This window comes from Streptomyces sp. DT2A-34, from assembly GCF_030499515.1.
Classification (GTDB): Bacteria; Actinomycetota; Actinomycetes; order Streptomycetales; family Streptomycetaceae; genus Streptomyces.
The window spans coordinates 1,833,530-1,854,892 of record NZ_JASTWJ010000001.1; the positions used below are offsets into that span (position 1 = coordinate 1,833,530).

Below are 21,363 nucleotides of genomic sequence, written 5' to 3' on the forward strand. Positions count from 1 at the left end.
GTCAGCCGGTGTGCCCCTCGCCGTGGCCTCCGTGCGCGCCGAGGAGGTGGCAGTGGTACATGAACCGGCCGTACGCCCCGTCGAACCTGCCGATGACGCGCAGCCCTTGGTTCCCGGGCACCCGAAACACGTCCTTGTGGCCGAGTTCGTTGGGCGCCGGCGGGATCGGCGTCCCGGCGTCGTACCGGATCGGGCTGCGGGTTCCGGCCACCGCCGGGTCGAAGCCCGAGAGGTCGCATGGACCAGAGCAGACTCCGCCGGCCCGACGCACCGCGGGCGCCGGCCACGGCCCCACTGCGCGCCCAGCGCCTGTACGCGGCACTGCAGGAGAGCGCGTGGGACCGGGTCGCGGCCCGCCTCGACCAGGCCCGCCTGGAGCGTGCGGACGGTCAACTGCCGCAGGCCGCCCGGACCTTGGCGGCGCTGCGCGACACTCTGGCAGGCCCCGGCGACGACTCCCTGCGTGACTGGCAGCGGGTGAGCTTCGGCCGCTTCATCGCCGAGGAGCACTACCGGCTCACCCGGGCCCTGGCCGGCGCGGACCTCCCGGAAGAGGTCCGTGCGCTTCTCGCGGCCGCCGACGCGATAGCCGGCGAGCTCTCGGGGAACGCCGTGAACGGCGTACGAGAGCTCGCCGAGGAGACCACCGCGCGGGTCGGGAGGTCAGCTGAGGACGGGTACGGCCGGGGCGCGGTCCGGCAGGAAGCCGTGCGCGCGGCGGGCCAGGTACTCGGCCTTGTAGCGGTCGACCTCGCGATGCCAGTTCAGGATGCCCGCCAGCCAGTTCTGGAGGTCGACCACATAGTTCCCCATGGCCTCGCGCGCCTCGTCCGAGAGCCCGAAGTCCTCGTACACGATGGGCAGTTCGTGCGCGGCCACATGCTCGAACTGCTGCATGCGCTGGGTCATCAGGTCGTGGACGACGGAGAGCGCGGTCGGGTAGTCGATGCCGAAGAAGTTCTGGACGACGAGGATCGCGTTGTGGATCTCGCCCTCGTACTCGATCTCCTTCTGGTAGGAGAAGACGTCGTTGAGGAGGCAGGCGTAGTCGACGGCGGCGTTCTCCAGTGCGCGGACGGGTCCGCTGCGGTACACCTCCGGCGGGACGGCGGGGCCGTTGCCCATCCGGCAGAGGCTGAGGGTGAGGTCGGAGCCGAAGGTGGCGCGGCGCATCTCCAGGTAGTCGACCGGGTCGGGGATGCGGTTCTGGAGCTGGTTGGACAACTCCCACACCCAGCTCTCGGTCATGACGTTCACCGAGTCCTTCAGAACGCGCCGTGCCTCGGGGGTCATGTCCGCCGTGGTACGCGCCCACAGGTCGATCAGTCCGCGCTCCATGCCGTTGAGCGGGACGGTGGCCTCCTCGCCGTCGAGGGGCATGCAGGCCGCCAGGCGTTGGGTGGTCAGCCGGGCGGCGGCCAGGTCACGGCGGTGGCCGAAGACGAGGGGGTAGTAGTCGTCGCCGTAGGTGCCCCAGGCGAGCCACCGGGCGCTGAGGTCCAGGGCCTCGGGGGTGGCGTCCGGGTCGAGGCCCGCCGAGCACAGCGGGAGGTCGTAGGCGGCGAGCTTGTCCTCGTCCCAGACACCCTCCTGGAGCATGCCCATGCGGTGCATCCACTCGGTGAGGCGGGTGCGGGTGGCGTTCAGATGCGGGCTGAGCTCCACCTGGAAGGGCATGTAGAAGTCGGGCAGTCGGGAGGGGCCGACCTTCTGGTACGGCACGTGCGTGTAGGCACGCAGGCGTTCGGCGCCGGCCGCCGCGAGCAGGGCGCCCACGTCGGCGGCGGAGGTGCCGGGGCCGCTCAGGGCCTTCCAGGGTGCGGTGGATTCGGCGCGCTCGTTCATGTACCGGCTGGAGCGCATGTGCCATTCGTGGCCGCCGGACTGCCAGTCCTGAAGCCCCTGGGTGTACGCCGCGACGGCGGCGACCTCCTGCGGAGTGAGGCCCTTCTCCAGTGCCAGGGCGGGGACTTCGGTGAGGGCGGTGTGCTCGAACTGGTGGAGCCGGGAGGTGAGGACGTCGTTGACGGTGTCGGCGGCCTCCTGGGTGGTGCAGCCGAAGAAGGTCTCCAGCACCAGGACGCCGTTGCTGAGTTCGCCCTCGTCCTCGACCTCGCGCTGGTAGGAGAACAGGTCGTTGCGCAGGTGCACGGCGTCCGAGAAGGTCTCCATCAGGACCCTCAGCGGCCTCGACTCGGCGACGGACGCGGGAACTTCGGCCGTCGCGTACTCCACGAGGCCCGAGGACCAGGGGGCGCCGCCCACCTTGCGGCGCATCTCGATGTACTCGACGGGGTTGGCGACGCGCCCCTCGTTGATGTTGGACAGCTCCCACAGGGACTCGTTGAGAAGGTGCTCGGTCGCGACGGCGAAACGGCGGCGCCAGTCGGCCGACATCGAGGGCACCGTGCGCGTCCACAGGTCGGCGAGGCCCGCCTCGACCGGGTTCTGCGGCTCGGGCATCGGGGTCGACAGGTCCATCGGCATGAACAGGGGCAGCCGGTCCAGGTAGGCCTTTCCCCCGGCGCGGTCCTGGGTGCGCTTGAAGATCTCCAGGAAGTGGTCGTCGAAGAAGAAGACCCACACGTACCAGTCGGTGATGAGGGAGAGGGCGGGGCCGTCGCACTCGGGGTGGGTGTAGGCGCAGAGCAGGCCGTAGTCGTGCGCCTCCAGGTCGGCCTGCTCCCAGACCCCGGATCCCTCCAGCATGCCCATCTCGCGTGCCCACGCGGTCGAATGAGCGCGGGCCTCGTCGAGGTGCGGGTTCAGCCGCGCGGGATACGGCATGTAGAAGTGCGGGAGTTCGAAGGGCTGCTGCGTCATGGCCGGGCCCTACCCCCGGGCCCCAACAGGCATCCATCGCGGGGGACATGATCACACCATCGCGTGAATCACGGGTGAATCCGGGAGCTCTCGCCGGGCCTTGTGGCGTTCACCTCTACGCGCGCAGAATTTTCGAGCCTCATGTGTCCCCCTGTGTCCCCTCGCCCCTCCCCCTCCCTCTCCCTCTCCCTCTCCCTCTCCGGAGCCTCGATGAACAACACCGGATCTCTCTCCCGCCGCACGGCGCTCGCCTCCCTCGCCGGGGCGGCACTGGCCACGACCGCGGCGTTCCCGGCCTCGGCGGCCGAGCGGCACGGCCGCCGGTCCGTACGGTTCGCCACCTTCAACGCCTCCTTGAACCGCTCCGCCCAGGGCGCCCTGATCACCGACCTGTCCACGCCGGACAACACCCAGGCGCGCAACGCCGCCGAGACCATCCAGCGAGTCGACCCGGACATCCTGCTGATCAACGAGTTCGACTACGACGACCAGGGCCGGGCGGTCCGCCTGTTCCTGCGCAACTACCTGTCCGTCGGCCAGAACGGAGCCAAGCCGGTCCGCTTCCCGTACCACTTCACCGGCCCGGTGAACACGGGCGTCGCCACGGGTGTGGACCTCGACGGCAAGAACGGCGCGGTCACGACGCCCGGTTCGGACGCGTACGGGCAGGACGCGTACGGCTACGGCTGGTTCCCGGGGCAGTACGGCATGGTCGCCCTGTCGAAGTACCCGATCGACACGCGCGCGGTGCGGACCTTCCAGCGCTTCCTGTGGAAGGACATGCCGGGCCACCGCATGCCTCCGGGCTACTACAGCGACGAGGCCCGCGCGATCCTGCGGCTGTCGTCGAAGAGCCACTGGGACGTGCCGGTGCGCATCGGCCACTCCACCGTGCACTTCCTGGTCTCGCACCCGACCCCGCCCACCTTCGACGGCACCGAGGACCGCAACGGCCGCCGCAACCACGACGAGATCCGGCTGTGGGCCGACTACATCGGCGGGCGCGGGCGCAGCGCGTACCTCTATGACGACAAGGGCGTACGCGGCGGGCTGCGACCCGGGGCACGGTTCGTGATCGCGGGCGACAACAACGCCGATCCGTACGACGGCGACAGCTACGACCACGCCATACGGCAGCTGCTCGACCACTCGGCGGTGAACCTCCCGGCCACTCCCCCAGCCAGCGCGGGCGCTGTGGAGGCCGCGAAGCTCCAGGGCGGCGCCAACGCCTCGCACACCGGCAACCCGGCATACGACACCGCCGACTTCGGCGACACCGCTCCCGGGAACCTGCGCGTCGACTACGTCCTGCCGTCCCGGGGCCTGATACCGGGCGCGAACGGCGTGTTCTGGCCGACGTCCGACGACCCGCTGTACCGGCTGGTGGGGAACGGGACGACGGTGCCGACCTCCGATCACCGGCTGGTGTGGCAGGACGTGCGCCTGGGCTGAACGGCGGGGCGACGGCGACGGGCGAGGCGGTTTCCCGCCCCCGCCGCCCCTACCCGTCCATCCTGAACGGGCTTCGTCCTCAAACGCCGGACGGGCCAAGAGATGCGGACCGGCGCGAGAAGTGACTCGTGCTATCTGTTGCGCACCGCCCGCCCCACCTCCGACCTCAGGGCGACAAACTCCGCCAGGCCCCGGCTCGTGATCTGGTCCCGGGTGCCGGGGAGTTCGACCGGCAGGTCCAGGACGACCTTGGCGCCGGGCCCCGGGGAGAGGACGACGACTCGGTCGCCGAGGTACACGCTCTCGTCGATGTCGTGGGTGACGAAGACGATCGTCGCGCCGTCCGTGCGGTGGACCTCCAGGAGGAGGTCCTCCAGGTCCTCGCGGGTCTGGGCGTCCAGGGAGCCGAAGGGTTCGTCCATGAGGAGGAGGGAGGGGCGGCAGACCAGGGCGCGGGCGATCGCCACGCGTTGCTGCATTCCGCCCGAGAGCTGCCAGGGGTGGCGGCGGGCCGCGTCGGTGAGGCCGACCCGGGCCAGGATGCGGTCGGCCTCGGCCCGGCGTTCCGTTCTCGGCAGGCCCCGGCGGCGCAGCGGGAGCGCCACGTTCTCGCGGACGGTGAGCCAGGGGTAGAGGGAGCGGGCGTAGTCCTGGAAGACGACGGCCAGGTTGTCCGGGACGCCGCGCACGGGTGTGCCGTCCAGCTCGATCGTGCCGTCGTACGCCGGCAGCAGGCCCGCGATGGTGCGCAGGAGCGTGGACTTGCCGCAGCCGGACGGGCCCACGACGCACAGGAGTTGGCCGTCCGGCACGGTGAGGGTGATGTCGTGCAGGATCTGGTGGTCGCCGTAGTGCTGGCCGACCGCGTCTAGGCGGAGCATGGCTGTCCCTGGGCGGAGGTGGTGGCGGGCGTACGGGTCATACGGTCGTTGTCCTCCCCCTGCCGACGAGCCGCTTCTCGACCGCCAGCAGACCGGTGTTGAGCAGGTGGCCGAGGGCGCCGAGCAGGGCCAGCGCCGCCCAGACGGTGAGCAGGTCGGAACGGGACTGGGCGTCGGTGAGCGTGAAGCCGATGCCGTTGGCGGTGCCCGGCAGCAGTTCCGAGAACACCATGAGGATGAGGGAGAGGGAGAGGCTCAGGCGCAGGCCGGCGAAGATGCGGGGCAGCGCGGAGGGCAGGATCAGGAAGCGGAGTCGTTCGGTCGGGGTGAGGCGCAGTACGGCGGCGACCTCGATGCGCAGCGGGTCGGTGTCGCGGGCCCCTTCGGCCGTGTTGATCAGCACCGGCCAGACGGCACTGAAGACGATCGACGCGATCTGCATCGGCGTACCGAAGTCGAGGAGCAGGACGAAGACGGGGACCAGGGCGGGCGGCGGGACGGCGCGCGCGAACTGCAGGACGGGGTTGCACAGGGCGTACACGCGCCGCGAGCGGCCGACCGCGATGCCGAGTGCGATCCCGGCGACGGCCGCGATCCCGAACCCGGCGGCCATCCGGCCGAGGCTGGGCAGGATGTCGGCCACGGCGTCCTCAGTGAGGAAGAAGTGCCGTACGGGGCCGGAGAACCAGAGGTCGCGCGCGTGCCGGGCGATCTCGGCGGGCGGCGGGAAGTAGACACTGCCGTGGGCCCGGGCGACCAGCTGCCAGACGGCCACGGCCAGGGCGAGGACGAGCCAGCGGAGCAGGGCGTGGCGTACGGGGGCGGGGGCCAGGGTGCGGCGGATGACGGGCGGGAGCAAGGAATGGCGTGAGGAATGGCGTGCGGCGGCCGGCCGTCGGTCGGGTGACGCGGCGGATTCGGATGCGGTGGTGCGAGGCCGGTTCACTCGGGGCTCCGCGCAGCGCGAGGCGGGAAGTGCCGGGGGTGCTCGGTGCGCCTCGGCCCGGGAGTCGGCGGGCGGGTCACGGGCGCGGCCCCGGGACAGCTGACGGGCATCGCGCCCGCCGGGGACGGCTCAGGCCCCGCGCCCGGCAGCGAGGGCCAAGCGCCCACGCCAAGCAATCCTCCCCGGACAACGCCCGCCGCGCCCCGGCCACCCGCCCCACCACCCTCACTCACGTCACCCCACGCCCCCTCCGGCACCGCTTCTCCTGCCACGCCCCCTCCGGCACCGCTCCTCCTGCCGCGCCCCCGCCCTCCACCGCACCCGCCCCTCCCCGCACCACCCGGCCACGACCCACCCACCCAGGGCCCGCCCATGGCCCCACAGCGCCGGCACCCCACGCGCACAGGCCCCCGGATCACCCACCGCCTCGCACCGCACCCCTCGCCTACCCGACACCCCGCCGCCCCGGCGTCCACGGAAACAACCTCCGCTCCCCCCACACCAGCACCCCGTTGATGACCAGCCCCAGCACCCCCGCCCACACCACCCCCGCCAGCACATCCCGCGTCCCGTCCGTGGCCAGGCCCGCCTGGGCGATGAAGATGCCGAGGCCCTCTCCGAAGCCGGAGAGGATCTCCGTGGCCACGGCCAGGATGAGGGCGACCGCCGCCGAGATGCGGATGCCGGTCGCGATGAAGGGTGCCGTGCCCGGCAGTTCGACGCGCAGGAGGACGGCGAGGCGGCCGAAGCCGAAGGCGCGGAGGGTGTCCTTGGCCAGGGGGTCGGTCTCGCCGAGGCCGTAGACGGTGTTGAAGAGGATCGGCCAGACCGACGCGTACGTCACCAGCGCGACCTTGGTCTCGGTGCCCGAGCCGAGGAGGAGGGAGACCAGGGGGATCAGGGCGACGGACGGCAGCGGTCGCAGGAACTCGACGATCGCGCGTACGGCGGCGTCGACGACCGGCACACTGCCGAGGACCAGGCCGACCGGAACGGCGATGGCACAGGCCAGAGCGAGTCCGAGCGCCCAGGCACGCAGTGTGGCGGCGATGCCGTCCAGGAAGACCGCGTCGCCCGCCAACTCCACGGCGCGGGCGACGACTTCGGAGGCGGGCGGGAGATAACTGCGCCGTACGAGACCGGCGCGGGAGACGGCCTCGCAGACGCCGAAGGCAAGCAGCACACCCGAAGCGCCCAGCAGAAGCTGCTCCTGACGGCTTGCATCGCGCCGAGGACCGCTGCCCTTCACGTCACCACGTCACTTGACCATCAGCGTCGCCGGATCGATCGGCTTCTTCAGCATCCCCTGCTTTTCCATGAGGTCGGTGAGCCGGGTGAGCTGCGTGGCGTCCATGGTGGGCGGAAAGACGGGCAGGTCGATCGACTCGGCCTGCTGCTCGGTCACCTTGGTGTACGTCGGCAAGGTGTCGCGTACGACGGACGGGTCCTCGGCGGCGATCCGCACGGCCGCCTTGATGGCCCGCTGGAACGCGGCCAGCGTCTTACCGTTCCCCTCGGCGTACTTGCTCGTGCTGATGTACCCACTGAGGGGAAGGGCCTCCACAGGCGCGGACGAGCCGTCGACGAGGACCCTGGCCTTCAACTCGTCCTGGATGGAGCTGTCGTAGGGCTCCACCACGTGCACGGCGTCAACCTGCCCCTTGTCCAGGGCGGCACCCATCTGCGGGAAGGGAATCGCCCGGTAGACCGGGTGCCCGATGCCCTGTTTGTCCAGGATCTCGTTGAAGGTGAGCGACTGGACGTTGTTCAGGGTGTTGACCGCGAGCTTCTTGCCCTCGAGGTCGGCGACGGTCTTGATGTCCGAGTCCTCGGGCACCAGGACCTCCATCATGCGCGGGGCCGCCCTGATCGCCTCCGCGACGATGCGGGCATCGAGGGTGCCCTGCTCATGAGCCTGCAGATAGGTGACGTAGTTCGCGCTCGCGACCATGTCGATCTGCCCCTTGGCCAGGGCCGGCAGCGCCTGGAGGCTCTGCTGGACCTGCTGGACGCGGACGTCGAGGCCCTCCTTCTCGAACAGCCCGCGATCGCGCGCGATGTAGAGGGCGACGCAGTCGATCAGTGGCAGGGCGGCCACCGTGACGGTCTTCCGCCCATCGGCCCCGGACGAGGAGTCCCCGTCGTCGCCACAGGCCGTGAGGGCCACCAGCATGAGGGTGGCCGCGGCGGCGGCCGCTGTCCTCGTTCCCGAGCGCAATTGGCGTAACGGCATGTCGACATGACTACCAAGCTTTTGTCATGATCACCACATACAGCACGTGAATGACGTCCCGTCAATCTGCCGGTCTCCGCCGATATGCGCCACCTTGGTCCCATGACCTCCTTCACACTCCCGCACGAGCTGCACGGCGACGGCGCCCACAAGGTGTTCGCCGTGCACGGCTGGTTCGCCGACCGGTCCGCCTACACACCCGTCCTGCCGGACCTCGACCGGACGGCCTTCACCTACGCCCTCGTCGATCTGCGCGGCTACGGCGGCGCCAAGGACGCCGTCGGTTCGTGTACGACCGCGGAGGCCGCCCTCGACCTGGTGGAACTCGCGGACCGGCTCGGCTGGGAGCGGTTCTCGGTGGTCGGGCACTCGATGGGCGGAGCGGTCGGACAGCGTCTCCTCACCGTCGCCCCGCACCGGCTGCGCAGGCTGGTCGGGGTCTCGCCGGTGCCGGCCTCGGGTTTGGCGCTGCCGCCGGAGCAGTGGGAGCTGTTCGCGGACGCGGCGCACAAGCCGGAGAACCGGCGCGTCATCATCGACCTCACCACCGGTGGTCACCGACCGGCCGCCTGGCTCGACCGTATGGTCGCCCGTTCGCTCGCGGTCAGCGACCAGAAGGCGTTCCGTGCCTGGCTGGACTCCTGGGCCGGGGAGGACTTCCACACCCAGGTCGAGGGCTCCCCGGTACCCGCGCTCGCCGTGGCCGGCACCCTCGACCCGGCCCTGTCCGCCGACCTCCTCCGCCGGACGTGGATGACCTGGTATCCCCGCGCCGAGCTGCGTGAACTCCCCGCCGCGGGCCACTACCCGATGGACGAGACCCCGCTGGAGCTGATCCGGGTGGTCGAGGACTTCCTGCGCGCGGACGACGGCGCGGACGGCTCGGACCGCGGTCTCAAGTCGCTGCCCGTGCGGATCACTTGAGAGCCGCCCGGTGAGCCAGTGCGGTCGTCACGTCCGTACCTGGATCAGCGCATGTGTCCCGCCGGTCCGCCACCTCTGCCCCTCCGCCGCCACCAGCGCCGCCTCCGTGCGGGCGTCCAGGCCGGTGATCACGTCGGACTTCAGGGTGCGCAGGGCGGCGACCCGGCCAGGGAAGTGGGCGGTCACCTCGGTGAACGGCGTCGTCGGCGGCCACAGTCGGTCGCCGACGAGGCGGCGGTAGTTGAGGTCGCCCTTGACGATGGTGACGGTGGCCGCGGCGAGCTCCTCGCGGAGGTCACCGGGCATCGCCGCGAACGGCAGCGGGGCGGCGGCGAAGGGGTGGGCGCGGACGGCGAGGCGGCCGTCCGTCATCGCCGTCCAGAGCACCCGGCCGTACGTCGCGGCCGCGCCCGGTGCCTGCGTCAGTCGGCGCAGGGCGTCGAGCACGTCGGCGTGCGTGGCGTCGGAGACGTAGTAGGGGTACGGCTTGACGTGGAGGACGGCCCGTCCGACGCGCCCCTGGGTGAGGAGGTGGGCGATGAGGAGCAGGTCGGGGACGAGTTCGCGGCCCGCGTTGTCGGCGATCAGGCACAGCGTGGCGGCGCCCGAGGGCGGGAGCAGGGACCACAGGGTCTCGCTGTCGTCGGCCACCAGGGGCGGGGTGTCCGAGGACGCCTGGTGCTGCGCGGCCGACATACGGAATCCGAGGTCCACGCGGTTGCCCCACAGCGACCCGTGCAGCAGCGCCCGGTCCTGCTCGTCGGCGGGCCGGTCCGCGAGGGCGTCCAGGGCGGCGAGTTCCTCGTCCGTCTCGGGGGCGTCGAGTTCGGCCAGCTTGGAGGGGCGGAAGGGGTCGATGCCCTGCCAGGGGCCCGGAGTGAAGTAGCCGACGGCTTCGAGGAGTTGGCGGTAGAAGTAGCTCTCCGACCACAGCCACGGTACGTCGAACCAGGACCGGCCGGTGCAGGTGTCGGCGCCCCACGACGCCCAGCGGCCCCCGTCGTGCGCGTCGGCGGGGAGCGGTTCGATCACGCCCTTGGTGCAGTTCGCGAGGAGCGCGTCCAGCGCACGCTGCTGCTCGGGGTCGTACGGGAGGGACTCCCGTACCTGCCGGATGATCGCGGGATGCCGCTCGGCGAGCACGCTGTGCGGGAACGAGCCGGGTTCGTTGCCGAGGAGTACGGGTGCGAGCGGGGTGTCGGACCTGTCGGGCATGCGGCTCACCGTATCGCGCCTGTCATACGGCTCTGGTCTCCCGCTCCAGCTGTGTCGCGAGCGCGAGATAGCGGGCCCGGCGGGGTACCGGGACCAGGCCGCGGATCATGAAGTGCCACATCTCGGCCACCCTGCGGGGCTGGCGTGCCACGGGTTCGAGGGAGCGGCCGACGACGCGGGTACCGACGAAGAAGCAGACGAGGGAGTGCGCCGCGGCCTCGGCGTCGACGTCCGGATGGATGTCGGACTCCTTGGCGGCGCCGAGGAGTTTGCGGGTGGTGATGTCCAGCAGCTCGGTGTAGGGGTGCCGCAGGGGCGGCCGTATCACCACTCCCCCCGTGGCCAGGCGCAGGCCGGCCCGGGGTATCGGCCCTTCGACGGACAGACGCGTGATGCCGAACGTCGTGCGTATCAGGGCCTCCAGCGAGGAGTAGCCCCTGCCGTCCATCTCGGTCGCCATCTGGCGGGAGGCTCTGGACTGGAGTTCCAGGATGGCCTGGGCGAGATCCTCCTTCGCCGCGAAGTGGAAGTACAGGGCGCCCTTGGTGACTTGGGCGTGTTCGACGATGTCGCTGAGGCTGGTCGATTCATAGCCGTGACGGTCGAACAGTTCGGCGGCGGCTGTGAGGATCGTGGTGCGGGTCTGTTCGGCGCGTAACTGCCTCACCATCGGCTGGACTCTCCTGGGAGGGAAAAGAACGGGTCATGCCGTTTGTTTCTAACTCTCCGCACACGATATCTCACCGCCCCTCGGTTCCCACCTCGCACTCGAAAACCGTCGACTCTCCCTGCCGTCCCAGGACTTGGACGGCGTCGCCGTTCGCGCTCTCCCCGTCGACCGCCTCTATCCAGGTGAGCTGGTCGAGTTCGGCGTACTGATGGAAGACGGCACGGAACGAGACGGGCCGCCGTCGGCTGCCGCGCCGGCGGGCCCGTGCGGCCTGGCGGGCAGCCTCCAGCAGCAGCATTCCGGGCACATGATCGAGCGGATGGTCGAAGAAAACAGCATGTGCGGTATCAACTCGCAGCTGCCAGCGGCCGGGCTGGCCGGTCGGGGCGAGGACGACGTCCGCGGGCAGGGCGCGGTCCACCTCGGCGGGCGGCAGACCGGGTGGGACGGGCGGCGCGGACACGGTGGTCGCGGTGCGGCCGCCGCGCAGCCGGCGGTAGACCGCCTCGCTCGTCCAGGTGACGGCTATGTGCCCGGTCGCGACGCGTTCGCCACCGAGCCGTATGTCCGCGTCGTAGCGGAATCCGGCCGGGCGGCCGCCGCGGTGGTCGACGTCGGAGACCGTGATGTGGAGGACGGGTTCGGCGGGCGCGGCGCCGACGGCCAACCGCTCGGGCCGGGTGGTGATCCGCAGCTCCCTGAGCACGAACTGGTGGCCCAGCGGCACGTCGTAGGCGGTGTGCGCGAGGAGTGCGCCGACCTGGCGGACGGTCTCGGCGACCAGGAGCGGTTCGTACGCCGAGCGGTCCGGCGACACGTGTAACTGGTGTGCGCGCGGCCACTGGGCGAAGACGGTGAACCGGTCGGTGCCGGTGCTGGTCGCCCCGGTGAGAAACGTTTCAGCGACGGAGGCGCGATGGACCAGCTGACGGGGTACGGTGGCGGTCAGGCCGTCCGTCACCCTCGGGGTCTCGGCGAGCGGGATCGTGGCGAATTGCCGCGGATGAGGCATGTCCCCTCCTTGGGTCCCCCCGTAAGTGCGTGGACAGACGGCGAGGTGCCCGTGCCGCGAGCGTTAGAGTACGAGGCGACCGGTTTGTTTTCAATGCGGCCTCGGGTCGCCCGACCGTGCCCGAACCCGCTCCGGCGCACGCCGGACGCAGAGGTCAACTCGGCGCAGCGGAGGGGCTTTATGGCGAGGCAGGAGCGCGCCATCAGAACGCGGAAGGTCATCCTGGAGGCCGCGGGCGCGGTCTTCGACGAGCACGGGTACACCGCGACGACCATCGCGATGGTCCTGGAGCGGGCCGAGGTGACCAAGGGCGCCCTGTATTTCCACTTCCCCTCGAAGGAATCCCTCGCCCAGGCCGTGCTGGACGAGCAGCTCTCGCTCGGCGCGGTGCCGCCACAGCCGTGCAAGCTGCAGGAACTCGTCGACATCACCTTCGTGTTCGGGCAGCGGCTGCTCAGCAACTCGCTGCTCAAGGGCAGTGTGCGGCTGGCGGTGGACCAGTGCGCGCCGCCCGGTGTCGATCACTCCGGGCCGTTCCGGCAGTGGGCGGACCATCTGCTCGGGATACTCGAACGGGCCCGTGCCCAGGGCGAGTTGCTGCCCACGGTGCAGCCCAGGCAGACGGTGGAGCTGGTGGTCGGCGCGTTCGCGGGCATCCAGCTGATGTCCCGGGCCCTGAACGACCGCGACGATCTGGCCGAACGGATATCGGTCCTGTGGGGACACCTCCTGCCGAGCATCGCGCTACCGGGCCTGCTGACCGGCATCGACCGGGAGCCCGATCGCGGGCTGCGCGTGCTGGCCGCCCTCGACGCCGCGGACGTCGAACCGGTCGCCATGGACCTGTCCGCACACTGAGTACACGACACCGACCGGACCGACGGTTTTCGCCGGGCCGGTCGGTGGTCGAAACGCTCTCGACGTACGACGGGCCGGCCGATGCCCCATCCGCACCGGCCGGCCCGCCCGCTTGTGGTACGCGCCCGCTCAGGGCACGCGTTCAGTTGTCGGTCGTCGTGACTGTTGTCAGAAGGTCAGCTTCCAGCTGTTGAGCGTGCCCGTGTCCTGGGCCGCCGTGTCCTGGACGCGCAGCTTCCAGGTGCCGTTGGCGGTCTCGCTGGAGGCGTTGACCGTGTAGGTGGTCTTGACGTTGTCCGCGGAGTCCGAGGAGCTGGCGGACTTCAGGCGGTAGGTCGTACCATCCGGCGCCACCAGGTCGATGACCAGGTCACCGCGGTAGGTGTGGGTGATGTCCACGCCGACCTGGAGGGCCGACGGGGCGTTGCCGCTGCGGCCGCTGACGGCGATGGAGGACTCGATCGCGGAGCCGTTGTCCGGGACGGAGACGGCGGAGGTGCTGGTGAAGGTGGTGCCCCCCGTGGAGCCGCCGGAGCTGCCGCTCACCGCCTGCACCGTCTTGGCCGCGTCCGCCAGGCCCGCGCCGCAGCCGCCCGAGCAGGTACCCGGCAGAGCACGCGAGTTGGTCTTGATCGCGGACTCGATCTGCGCCGGGGTCAGCGAGGCGTTGGCCGACTTCATCAGCGCGGCCAGGCCCGCGATGTGCGGGGCGGCCATGCTGGTGCCCTGGTAGTACTTGTACGTCTCGCTCGACGGGCCCTGCGTGCCGGTGTTCAGCGTGGACAGAATGCCGTTGGCCGTGGTCGTACGGGTCTCGCCGCCGGGGGCCGCGATGTCCACGGTCGAGCCGAAGTTGGAGTAGTAGGCCTTGGCGCCGGAGCGGCCCAGCGCGGCCACCGAGACGACGTTGTTGCAGCTGGCCGGCGAGTAGTTGGCCGCGTTGTCGTTCTCGTTGCCCGCCGCGACGACCACCGTGGTGCCGCGGTTCACGGCCGCGTTGATGGCGCTCTGGGTCGCGGAGGAGCAGGCGCCGCCACCGCCGAGGCTCATGTTGATGACCTTGGCGACGTTGGTGTTCGCGGGGACGCCGGAGACCGTACCGCCGGACGCCCAGGTGATGGCGTCGATGATGTCGGAGTCGTAGCCGCCGCACTGGCCGAGGGCACGGAGGGGGGAGATCTTCGCGCCGTACGCGATGCCCGCGACGCCCTTGCTGTTGTTGGCGACCGCGGCGATGGTGCCCGCGACGTGGGTGCCGTGCCAGGAGGAGGTGGTGGCCGTCCAGTCACTGGCGCACTGGCCGTCGTTGGTCCAGTCGCCCGGGTCGGCCGGGTTGCTGTCGCGGCCGTTGCCGTCGTTGGAGACCGCGGTGTCGGAGATGAAGTCGTAGCCGGCGACGACGTTGGCAGCGAGGTCGGAGTGGGTGACGTAGCCGGTGTCGATGACGGCGACGGTCACCCCGCTGCCGGTCGTGACGTCCCAGGCGCCCGGCACGTTCATGCCCGCGGTGGTCTCGAACAGGTCCCACTGCTTGCTGTACTCGGTGTCGTTGGGGGTGGCCGTCGGCTTGTTCAGCCGGTCCGGTACGACGTAGGCGACCTGCGGGTCGGCCCGGTACTCGGCGACGACGTCGGCGACATCGGCCTTGGTGAGGTTCTCGCCCAGGTCGACGAGGGCCGCGCCGGAGCCGAGGCGGCGCTGGAAGTCGAGGTCCTCGCCGGCCTCCTTGCCCTTGGCGGCGGCGTCGGCCTCGGCGGCCTTGTTCGACTTGGCCTCGTTGGCACCGGACTTGTAGCCGACGATGAGGCGCTCGGCCGGGGTGCCGGGGGCGGCCTCGGTCTGGGCCGCCGGGACGGGGGCGGTGGCCTGCGGGGCGGCGGTGTCCTGGGCCACGGCGACGGTGGTGGCGGCCGTGAACAGCGCGGCGGAGACGGCGGCGACGGATATCAGCTTCCGTCTCATGGATGCAGAGGTACGCAAGGGGCTTGCCTTTCGTGGCCGGCCGTACTCCGGGCAGCGCGGAGCGGCGGTCGATTTCGCTTCGTCCTCGAAGCGGCGGGGGGGGTACGCCGGAAGGCGGGTGGGGTGGTGCGAAGTGCAGGCGGGGGTGGTGCGAAGTGCGGGGGCGCGGCGGCCGGCCTGGCGCGAGCTACGACCCGTTCGGGGTTACCTGTGGGTCAGCTGTGGTCGAACAATAGGCAAAGGAAAGGTCATCGGGATACAGGGGAAACCCTCGATCCGGCCGGAAACCCACCCTCTACGTCGGACGGTTGACCGGTAATGACGGACTTCGCCCCCCTCGTCGCGCAGTGAACGCGCCGCGCCGGTTTCCCGTACTGCACGAGAACCCTTTCCGCGCCGGCCGAGGAGACGTTCCGGATGTCCCGGATGCCCTGGATGAGATCGCACCGCACCGCCCTGGCGGCCACCGCCGTCACACCTTTGCTGCTCACGCTGTGGGCGGCGGGCCCGGCCCATGGCCACGGTGCGCCGACCGATCCGGTCAGCCGGGTGTACGGCTGCTCCCCCGACGGCGGCAGCACGTCGCGGTCGGCGGCCTGCCGGGCGGCGGTCGCCTCGAACGGCCGACCCTTCACGGCCTGGGACAACCTTCGGATCGCGCATGTGAACGGACGGGACCGGCAGGTCGTCCCCGACGGACAGCTGTGCAGCGGCGGACTGCCGGCCTACCGGGGCCTCGACCTCGCCCGCGCCGACTGGCCGTCGACCCGGCTGACACCCGGCTCCGCCCTGACGATGCGGTACGTCTCGACGATCCCGCACACCGGCACCTTCAAGCTCTACCTCACCAAGCCCGGCTACGACCCGACGAAGCCGCTGACCTGGTCCGACCTCCCGGAGAAGCCGTTCGCGGAGGTGAAGGATCCCGCGTTGACGGACGGGGCGTACGGGATCAGAGCGACGCTGCCGTCCGATCGGGCCGGGCGCCATGTGCTGTACACGATCTGGCAGAACAGCAGTACGCCGGACACGTACTACTCGTGCTCGGACGTGGTGTTCCCGGCCGAGCGGGACAGAGGCGCCGAGGAGAGCGGCGGCGAGAGCACGGCTTCCGCCGCCGCGAACGCGGACCGCGACAACGGTCGTGCGACCGCCAGTTCCTCGCCGGCGACCGAGCCGCGCAAGACCGTCTCACCGACGCCTTCCGCCCCAGCCGACGGCGAGAGCCGACGCACGCAGAACGCCGCCGCGCCCGACAGCACGCCGGTGGCCTCCACCGGCAGCCCGGGTTCGGGGCCCTCGACGCCGCTGCTCGCGGGCGGCGCCGCCGCGGTGCTGGTGCTCACCGGGGGCGCCGCCCTTGCGCTGCGGTTGCGCAGGAGGTGAACTCCCGCACGGTTGACGTCAGTTGACGTACACCGCCTCGCCGCTGCCGGTCACCGGGGCGTACTTGGCGGTGAAGTAGCCGTTGGCGAAGCAGAGGGACGAGCCGGAGACCTTGGCGAACGGCGCGCCGGCGAAGTTGATCGTGTTGTCGTCGTTGCTCGCCGTACCGGACAGGCTGGGGGCCTGGTAGACGCAGTTGATGCTGCCCAGCAGGGTCCGCAGGACGACCGTCGTCTGGATGGTGGACCCCTCGGCCGGGGTGACGGTGACGGTGCCGTCGGAGGTCACGGCGGCGCTGTAGGGCAGATTGTCGACCGTGATGCTGGTGACGCCGAGGACGCCGACCACGTTGGTGGTGCAGCTCGCGGCGTCGAAGGTGTGCGCCGAGACCGACTCCGTCGCGGTCCCGGGCGCGCTGGGGTTGTCCGCCACAGTGGCCGTGAACTGCGACGACGTGCAGGAGATGCCGCTCGTACCGGTCGCGCTGGAGTAGAACGTGGCGGCGGTGCCGCTCGCCAGCGGCGCGGTGAGGACCTCGCCGACCGCGACGGCCGTACCACCGACGGAGCCGGTGGTGAGAACGGTGCCGTCGGCCGCGGACGCGGGGGCGGCCATGGGGAGGGTGAGGGCGGCGACGGTGCCGGCGAGGGTGAGGAGGGTGCGGGTGCGCATGGGGGTGTACCTCGGCTTTCGTTGGGGGTGTGCCCTGAGGGCAGCTGAGCGGCTCAGGGTTCGGGGGGTGAGGGGGTGGGGGGTGGTGGGGGGCGCTTGAGGAGATGTGCGCCGTTGCCGGTCCGTGACGCCTTCTCCGTACATCACGGACCGGCAACGGCAGCCCGACCGGTGACCGGCCTGAGTCCCTGGGGAGGGCTCCTGGCCGGACCGGGCGGGGGCGTCCGGCACGGGCCGAGGGGGGAAGCGACCGTGACGGCGCCATGGAGTGATCTCGAGAAAATGTGAAGGACATCAAGTCCGGGAACGCGGGCCAAGGCCACGCGGCGGCGGATCCGGCGCCACGGATCCAGGGGGGAGCCAGGGCAAGTTGTAGACCTGAGTGTCAGTCAACGTCAAGGAGTCGCAAGGGAGTTGATGTCGACGGAGGGGTTCTGCGGAGCCCTCGACGCCTCCTTGACCCACAGGTGACACACAATCAACACCGTTTTTCCATAACTGCCTTGACCCTCGCCTGTAACCACCGGTAACTTCCCGGCTGGCTACTGCGGAGTACGAGAAAGCCCTTGCACCCGCCGGGAGTTGCGAGGGGCGTGCGCCGTGGGCGCTGTCCGCGCCAGGACAACGTGCCGCTGATGCCCTACCCGCACTTTCATGCACCTGGGAGCAGTTATGGCCTCGTCCTCGGACGTCACCTCGTCCGCCGAGAACTTCCCCGAGAACCCGGAAAGCGGTTCCGGGTCCGAAGCGTCCGACACCACCGACGGCCCCGCCAGACGCGGGCGGGTCCGGGCGCGCCGGGCCGCCGTGATGGCGGTGCCGGCCACCCTCGTCGCCGGCGCCCTCGCGGTCCTCACCGCCGAAGGCGCGCTGGGCGTGCAGTTCGCCATCTCCGGCATGCCCTTCACGGTCACCGCGACCGAGCTCAACGGCACCGGGTTCGAGCAGTTCGGCGGCCTCGACAACATGGCGCCGGGCAGCCCCAACGCGGGGGACACCGGCGGGCAGGTGCTGGTGGTCACGTCCGCGATCAAGAACGCGACGCTCACGAAGCTGTGCCAGAGTGTCGACCTCGGCGGTACGAACCTGTTGATCACCGCGGGTAGTGGTGCCGAGAAGGTGACCGCGAGCGATCTGACCACCGACTCGACCGAGCTGTCGGGTGACGCGGCGTTCACCAACATCGAGATCGGCAACGACGCGAGTACGTTGACCAAGGCCGGGGTGAAGGGGCCGATCGGGGTCTTCAGCCAGCAGGCGGACACCGTGCGCATCGCCAATCTGCGGCAGACCAACTATGCGACCACTGCGGCGGTCTTCAAGCTTCCTGGCCTGAAGCTCCGATTCAGCAGCACGGGTTGCTGATGAGTGAGCGTGCGGGTTTCCGGTCGGCCTTCCGTCGTTGGCGGGCCGACCGGCCGTTCTGGGGCGGGCTGTTGCTCGCGCTGGGCGGGGCGGAGATTCTGCTGACCATGAAGGCGTCGATGAAGGTCGTTCTTCATGTCGGGATGCAGGGGCTGGCGGGGTATCTGCTGCCTGCCCTGATGGTGCTGCTCGGGCTGTTGATTTTGTTCAATCCGGCGCAGCGGCTCTTCTACTCGATCACTGGGGTTCTGGTCGCCCTGGGGACCTGGCCCACGTCGAATCTGGGCGGGTTTTTCGCGGGCCTCCTGCTGGGGGTCGTCGGAAGTTCCCTTGCCTTTGGGTGGCTGCCGGATCAGGAGCCGCGGGGGCGTCGGCGGCGGGGGCGGAAGGGCGTTGCGGTGACGGGCGCTCAGCAGGCTGGGGAGCCCGCCTGAACCGGGCTTCTCGGTCGGCCGGCGGGGGGCGGCATGCCGACCGTCGGCCGCCCAATGCCCGGGGTTGGCGTGCCGAACCACCGGGTTCCCGGCGCCTGCGGGGTTGACGTGCCGAACCGCCGACTTCGCACCCGGGGGTTGGCGTGCCGAACCACCAACCTCCCAGCACTCCCCGGGGTTGGCATGCCAAACCATCAGCTTCCCAGCCCTCCCCCAGCGATACATGCCCCCGCCCAACTTCCCTCCCCCACCGGGGCGTTGACAGACTGAGTCGGCCCGACGTCCGTGTCCCGAAGGCCTCATGCGCGCCGAACGTATTGACACCGAGATCGCCCACTCCGCCCGTATCTACGACTACATCCTCGGCGGCAAGGACCACTACCCGGCCGACCGGGAAGCGGGTGATGCCATGGCGCGTGAGTGGCCCGCGTTGCCCGTGCACATGCGGGCCAACCGGGATTTCATGAACCGGGCCGTGCGGTATCTCGTCGAGGAGGTGGGGATACGGCAGTTTCTCGACATCGGGTCCGGGATTCCGACGTCGCCCAACATTCATGAGATCGCCCAGTCGGTCGCCCCGGAGTCGCGGGTCGTGTACGTCGACAACGATCCGCTCGTCATCGCGCTGTCCCAGGGGGCGTTGTCGAGCACACCCGAGGGGAGGACGGCGTACATCGAGGCCGACATGCTCGATCCGGCGGCCGTGCTCGACGCCCCGGCGTTCCGCGCGACCCTCGATCTCGGGGAGCCGGTCGCGCTCACCGTCATCGCGATCGTGCACTTCCTGCTGGACGAGCACGACGCGGTGGGGATCGTGCGGCGGCTGATCGAGCCCCTGCCCGCGGGCAGTTACCTCGCGATGTCCATCGGCACCGCCGAGTTCGCGCCGGAGGAGGTGGGTCGGGTCGCCCGGGAGTACGCGGCCAGGGGCATGCCGATGCGGTTGCGCAGCCGTGCCGAGGCCGAGGAATTCTTCACCGGTCTGGACCTTGTCGAGCCCGGCATCGTGCAGGTGCACAAGTGGCGACCGGACGGAACGGGCACCGAGGTGATCCGGGACGAGGACATCGCGATGTACGGGGCGGTGGCGCGCAAGCCGAGTTGACCCGGTTCACGAGCGGGAGCAGCGGGGGTGGGCCGGTCCTCGGCCCGCCCTCCCGCCAGCGGTTCATCACGATGTGGCAGCAACGACTCACGCCGAGTGGTTGCACACTTGACGATCAGTGGTCACACGCGATTGGCTCCGGCACAGCGAGAGTTCACCAGGTCGGCGCACTCCCGTGCGGCGCGGGCCGTACTCTCGTTCGTTCCTCCGGCTCGGCCGCACAGCGAGGTGCCGCACCCTCATGAAGACTCCACCCCCCTCCTCCGCTTTCGCTCGCATCGCGGCCCTGACGGCCGCCGCCTGTCTGCTGCTGGCCGGTTGCTCCGCCGTCGGCGGGTCCGACGACGCGTCGGGGGCGGAGGCGGCGGGCACCTCGGGGATGAAGATCACCCTCATCACCCACGGCGGTGACGGTGACGCCTTCTGGGAACTCGTGCGGAAGGGTGCCGAGGTGGCGGCCGCCAAGGACGGCGTCGACCTGACCTACGCGCACGACGACGACCCGGCGGGCCAGGCCGAGCTGATGCGGGACGCGATCCGTGAGAAGGCCGACGGCATCGCGGTGACCCTGGCCAAGCCGTCGGCGATGGCGGGTCCGGTCGCCGAGGCGCGGGCCGCCGGCATACCCGTGGTCGGCCTCAACTCCGGTATGGACCAGTGGCGGTCCGCGGGGCTGCTGGGGTACTTCGGCCAGAACGAGAGCGTCGCGGGCACGGTCGTCGGCAACAGGCTCGACGGCCTCAAGGCCAAGCACGCCCTCTGTGTCATCCACGAGCGCGGCAACGTCGCCCTGGAGGCGCGCTGCGCCGGGGTGAAGAAGGGGTTCGGCGGCGAGACCGAGATGCTCTATGTGGAGGGCACCGACATGGACGCGGCGACCGCCGCCATCACGGACCGGCTGCGGCAGGACTCCAGCATCGACGAAGTGGTCACGTTGGGCGCCCAGTTCGCGCTCGCGGCGGTCGACGCGGCCAAGAAGGCGGGCAGCGACGCCCGGGTCGCGACCTTCGACCTCAACAGCGACCTGGTCAAGGCCGTCAAGGACGGCGATGTTCAGTTCGCGGTGGACCAGCAGCCGTATCTCCAGGGCTATCTGGCCGTGGACTCGCTCTGGCTCTACAAGACCAACGGCAACACCCTCGGCGGCGGCGAGGCGCCTGTGCTCACCGGTCCCGCGATCGTCTCGAAGGCCAATGTGTCATCGGTGACGAGGTTCGCGGCCAACGGGACGCGCTGAGCGGAACCGTTTGTACAACGGTGTCGCCAAAGATTCGGTCACTCACGGGCTGTACGGTCACTTGTGCGGATAACATCCTGCGCATCCCTTGTGCCGTACCGGACGCGTCGTCACCCCTCACGCTCGTCCCCCGCCTCCCCACCCCCCGCCGTTCCGTCTCCGCCGCCCACTCCCCCCACTGATCGCCC

General features: G+C 70.6%; 18 protein-coding genes and 1 pseudogene. 8 read left to right on the forward strand and 11 right to left on the reverse strand.

Annotation, left to right across the window (positions count from 1 at the left end; all coding sequences use genetic code 11):
* Position 1 precedes the first annotated feature (1 nt).
* Positions 2-235 (reverse strand): annotated as a pseudogene (locus tag QQM39_RS07950) (multicopper oxidase domain-containing protein); the annotation flags it as partial.
* A 428-nt stretch (positions 236-663) separates the two neighbouring features.
* A complete protein-coding gene (gene cyc2 / locus QQM39_RS07955) occupies positions 664-2,823 on the reverse strand; it encodes a germacradienol/geosmin synthase Cyc2 (protein WP_301995942.1) in 2,160 nt (719 codons plus the stop codon).
* A 210-nt stretch (positions 2,824-3,033) separates the two neighbouring features.
* On the opposite strand from cyc2, the gene QQM39_RS07960 reads away from it, so the two are divergent.
* Positions 3,034-4,275: an endonuclease/exonuclease/phosphatase family protein gene (locus QQM39_RS07960; protein ID WP_301995943.1), complete on the forward strand. Its 1,242-nt coding sequence runs from the start codon at positions 3,034-3,036 to the stop codon at positions 4,273-4,275.
* A 131-nt stretch (positions 4,276-4,406) separates the two neighbouring features.
* Here QQM39_RS07960 and QQM39_RS07965 read toward each other — a convergent pair whose 3' ends face one another.
* The 4 genes from QQM39_RS07965 to QQM39_RS07980 form a co-directional block, all read right to left on the reverse strand.
* A complete protein-coding gene (locus QQM39_RS07965; RefSeq protein ID WP_301995944.1) occupies positions 4,407-5,156 on the reverse strand; it encodes an ABC transporter ATP-binding protein in 750 nt (249 codons plus the stop codon).
* 37 nt (positions 5,157-5,193) lie between these two features.
* Positions 5,194-6,015: an ABC transporter permease gene (locus QQM39_RS07970; RefSeq protein WP_301995946.1), complete on the reverse strand. Its 822-nt coding sequence runs from the start codon at positions 6,013-6,015 to the stop codon at positions 5,194-5,196.
* A 532-nt stretch (positions 6,016-6,547) separates the two neighbouring features.
* Positions 6,548-7,285 carry an ABC transporter permease gene (locus tag QQM39_RS07975; RefSeq protein ID WP_301995947.1) on the reverse strand — a complete coding sequence of 246 codons (738 nt, stop codon included), beginning with the start codon at positions 7,283-7,285 and terminating at the stop codon, positions 6,548-6,550.
* Positions 7,286-7,360: 75 nt separating this feature from the next.
* On the reverse strand, positions 7,361-8,335 hold the full coding sequence (locus tag QQM39_RS07980) for an ABC transporter substrate-binding protein (protein ID WP_301995948.1): 975 nt from the start codon (positions 8,333-8,335) through the stop codon (positions 7,361-7,363).
* Positions 8,336-8,437: 102 nt separating this feature from the next.
* Here QQM39_RS07980 and QQM39_RS07985 point away from each other — a divergent pair, with 102 nt between their 5' ends.
* Positions 8,438-9,259 carry an alpha/beta fold hydrolase gene (locus QQM39_RS07985; protein ID WP_301995949.1) on the forward strand — a complete coding sequence of 274 codons (822 nt, stop codon included), beginning with the start codon at positions 8,438-8,440 and terminating at the stop codon, positions 9,257-9,259.
* Between the two features lie 27 nt (positions 9,260-9,286).
* Here QQM39_RS07985 and QQM39_RS07990 read toward each other — a convergent pair whose 3' ends face one another.
* The 3 genes from QQM39_RS07990 to QQM39_RS08000 all read right to left on the reverse strand — a co-directional run bounded on the left by QQM39_RS07990 (position 9,287) and on the right by QQM39_RS08000 (position 12,156).
* On the reverse strand, positions 9,287-10,474 hold the full coding sequence (locus QQM39_RS07990) for a damage-control phosphatase ARMT1 family protein (protein ID WP_301995951.1): 1,188 nt from the start codon (positions 10,472-10,474) through the stop codon (positions 9,287-9,289).
* 22 nt (positions 10,475-10,496) lie between these two features.
* Positions 10,497-11,144, reverse strand: coding sequence for a ScbR family autoregulator-binding transcription factor (locus QQM39_RS07995; RefSeq protein WP_301995952.1), 648 nt, complete (start codon positions 11,142-11,144; stop codon positions 10,497-10,499).
* A 70-nt stretch (positions 11,145-11,214) separates the two neighbouring features.
* Positions 11,215-12,156 carry a ScbA/BarX family gamma-butyrolactone biosynthesis protein gene (locus tag QQM39_RS08000; RefSeq protein WP_301995953.1) on the reverse strand — a complete coding sequence of 314 codons (942 nt, stop codon included), beginning with the start codon at positions 12,154-12,156 and terminating at the stop codon, positions 11,215-11,217.
* A 180-nt stretch (positions 12,157-12,336) separates the two neighbouring features.
* On the opposite strand from QQM39_RS08000, the gene QQM39_RS08005 reads away from it, so the two are divergent.
* Positions 12,337-13,014, forward strand: a complete 678-nt coding sequence (locus QQM39_RS08005) for a ScbR family autoregulator-binding transcription factor (RefSeq protein ID WP_301995955.1) — start codon at positions 12,337-12,339, stop codon at positions 13,012-13,014.
* Between the two features lie 168 nt (positions 13,015-13,182).
* Here QQM39_RS08005 and QQM39_RS08010 read toward each other — a convergent pair whose 3' ends face one another.
* The gene (locus tag QQM39_RS08010) at positions 13,183-14,976 is read right to left on the reverse strand and encodes a S8 family serine peptidase (RefSeq protein ID WP_301995956.1); all 1,794 of its coding nucleotides are present in this window, start codon (positions 14,974-14,976) and stop codon (positions 13,183-13,185) included.
* 426 nt (positions 14,977-15,402) lie between these two features.
* Here QQM39_RS08010 and QQM39_RS08015 point away from each other — a divergent pair, with 426 nt between their 5' ends.
* A complete protein-coding gene (locus QQM39_RS08015) occupies positions 15,403-16,362 on the forward strand; it encodes a lytic polysaccharide monooxygenase (RefSeq protein WP_302003513.1) in 960 nt (319 codons plus the stop codon).
* Positions 16,363-16,380: 18 nt separating this feature from the next.
* On the opposite strand, the gene QQM39_RS08020 is transcribed toward QQM39_RS08015, so the two are convergent.
* Positions 16,381-17,034, reverse strand: coding sequence for a Tat pathway signal sequence domain protein (locus QQM39_RS08020; protein ID WP_301995958.1), 654 nt, complete (start codon positions 17,032-17,034; stop codon positions 16,381-16,383).
* 672 nt (positions 17,035-17,706) lie between these two features.
* Here QQM39_RS08020 and QQM39_RS08025 point away from each other — a divergent pair.
* The 4 genes from QQM39_RS08025 to QQM39_RS08040 all read left to right on the forward strand — a co-directional run bounded on the left by QQM39_RS08025 (position 17,707) and on the right by QQM39_RS08040 (position 21,175).
* The gene (locus tag QQM39_RS08025; RefSeq protein WP_301995959.1) at positions 17,707-18,399 is read left to right on the forward strand and encodes a DUF6230 family protein; all 693 of its coding nucleotides are present in this window, start codon (positions 17,707-17,709) and stop codon (positions 18,397-18,399) included.
* Positions 18,399-18,833, forward strand: a complete 435-nt coding sequence (locus tag QQM39_RS08030) for a DUF6114 domain-containing protein (protein ID WP_301995961.1) — start codon at positions 18,399-18,401, stop codon at positions 18,831-18,833. The genes QQM39_RS08025 and QQM39_RS08030 overlap by 1 nt, the downstream gene beginning before the upstream one ends.
* Before the next feature lie 301 nt (positions 18,834-19,134).
* On the forward strand, positions 19,135-19,938 hold the full coding sequence (locus QQM39_RS08035) for an SAM-dependent methyltransferase (RefSeq protein WP_301995962.1): 804 nt from the start codon (positions 19,135-19,137) through the stop codon (positions 19,936-19,938).
* A 241-nt stretch (positions 19,939-20,179) separates the two neighbouring features.
* On the forward strand, positions 20,180-21,175 hold the full coding sequence (locus tag QQM39_RS08040; protein ID WP_301995963.1) for a substrate-binding domain-containing protein: 996 nt from the start codon (positions 20,180-20,182) through the stop codon (positions 21,173-21,175).
* Positions 21,176-21,363: the final 188 nt, after the last annotated feature.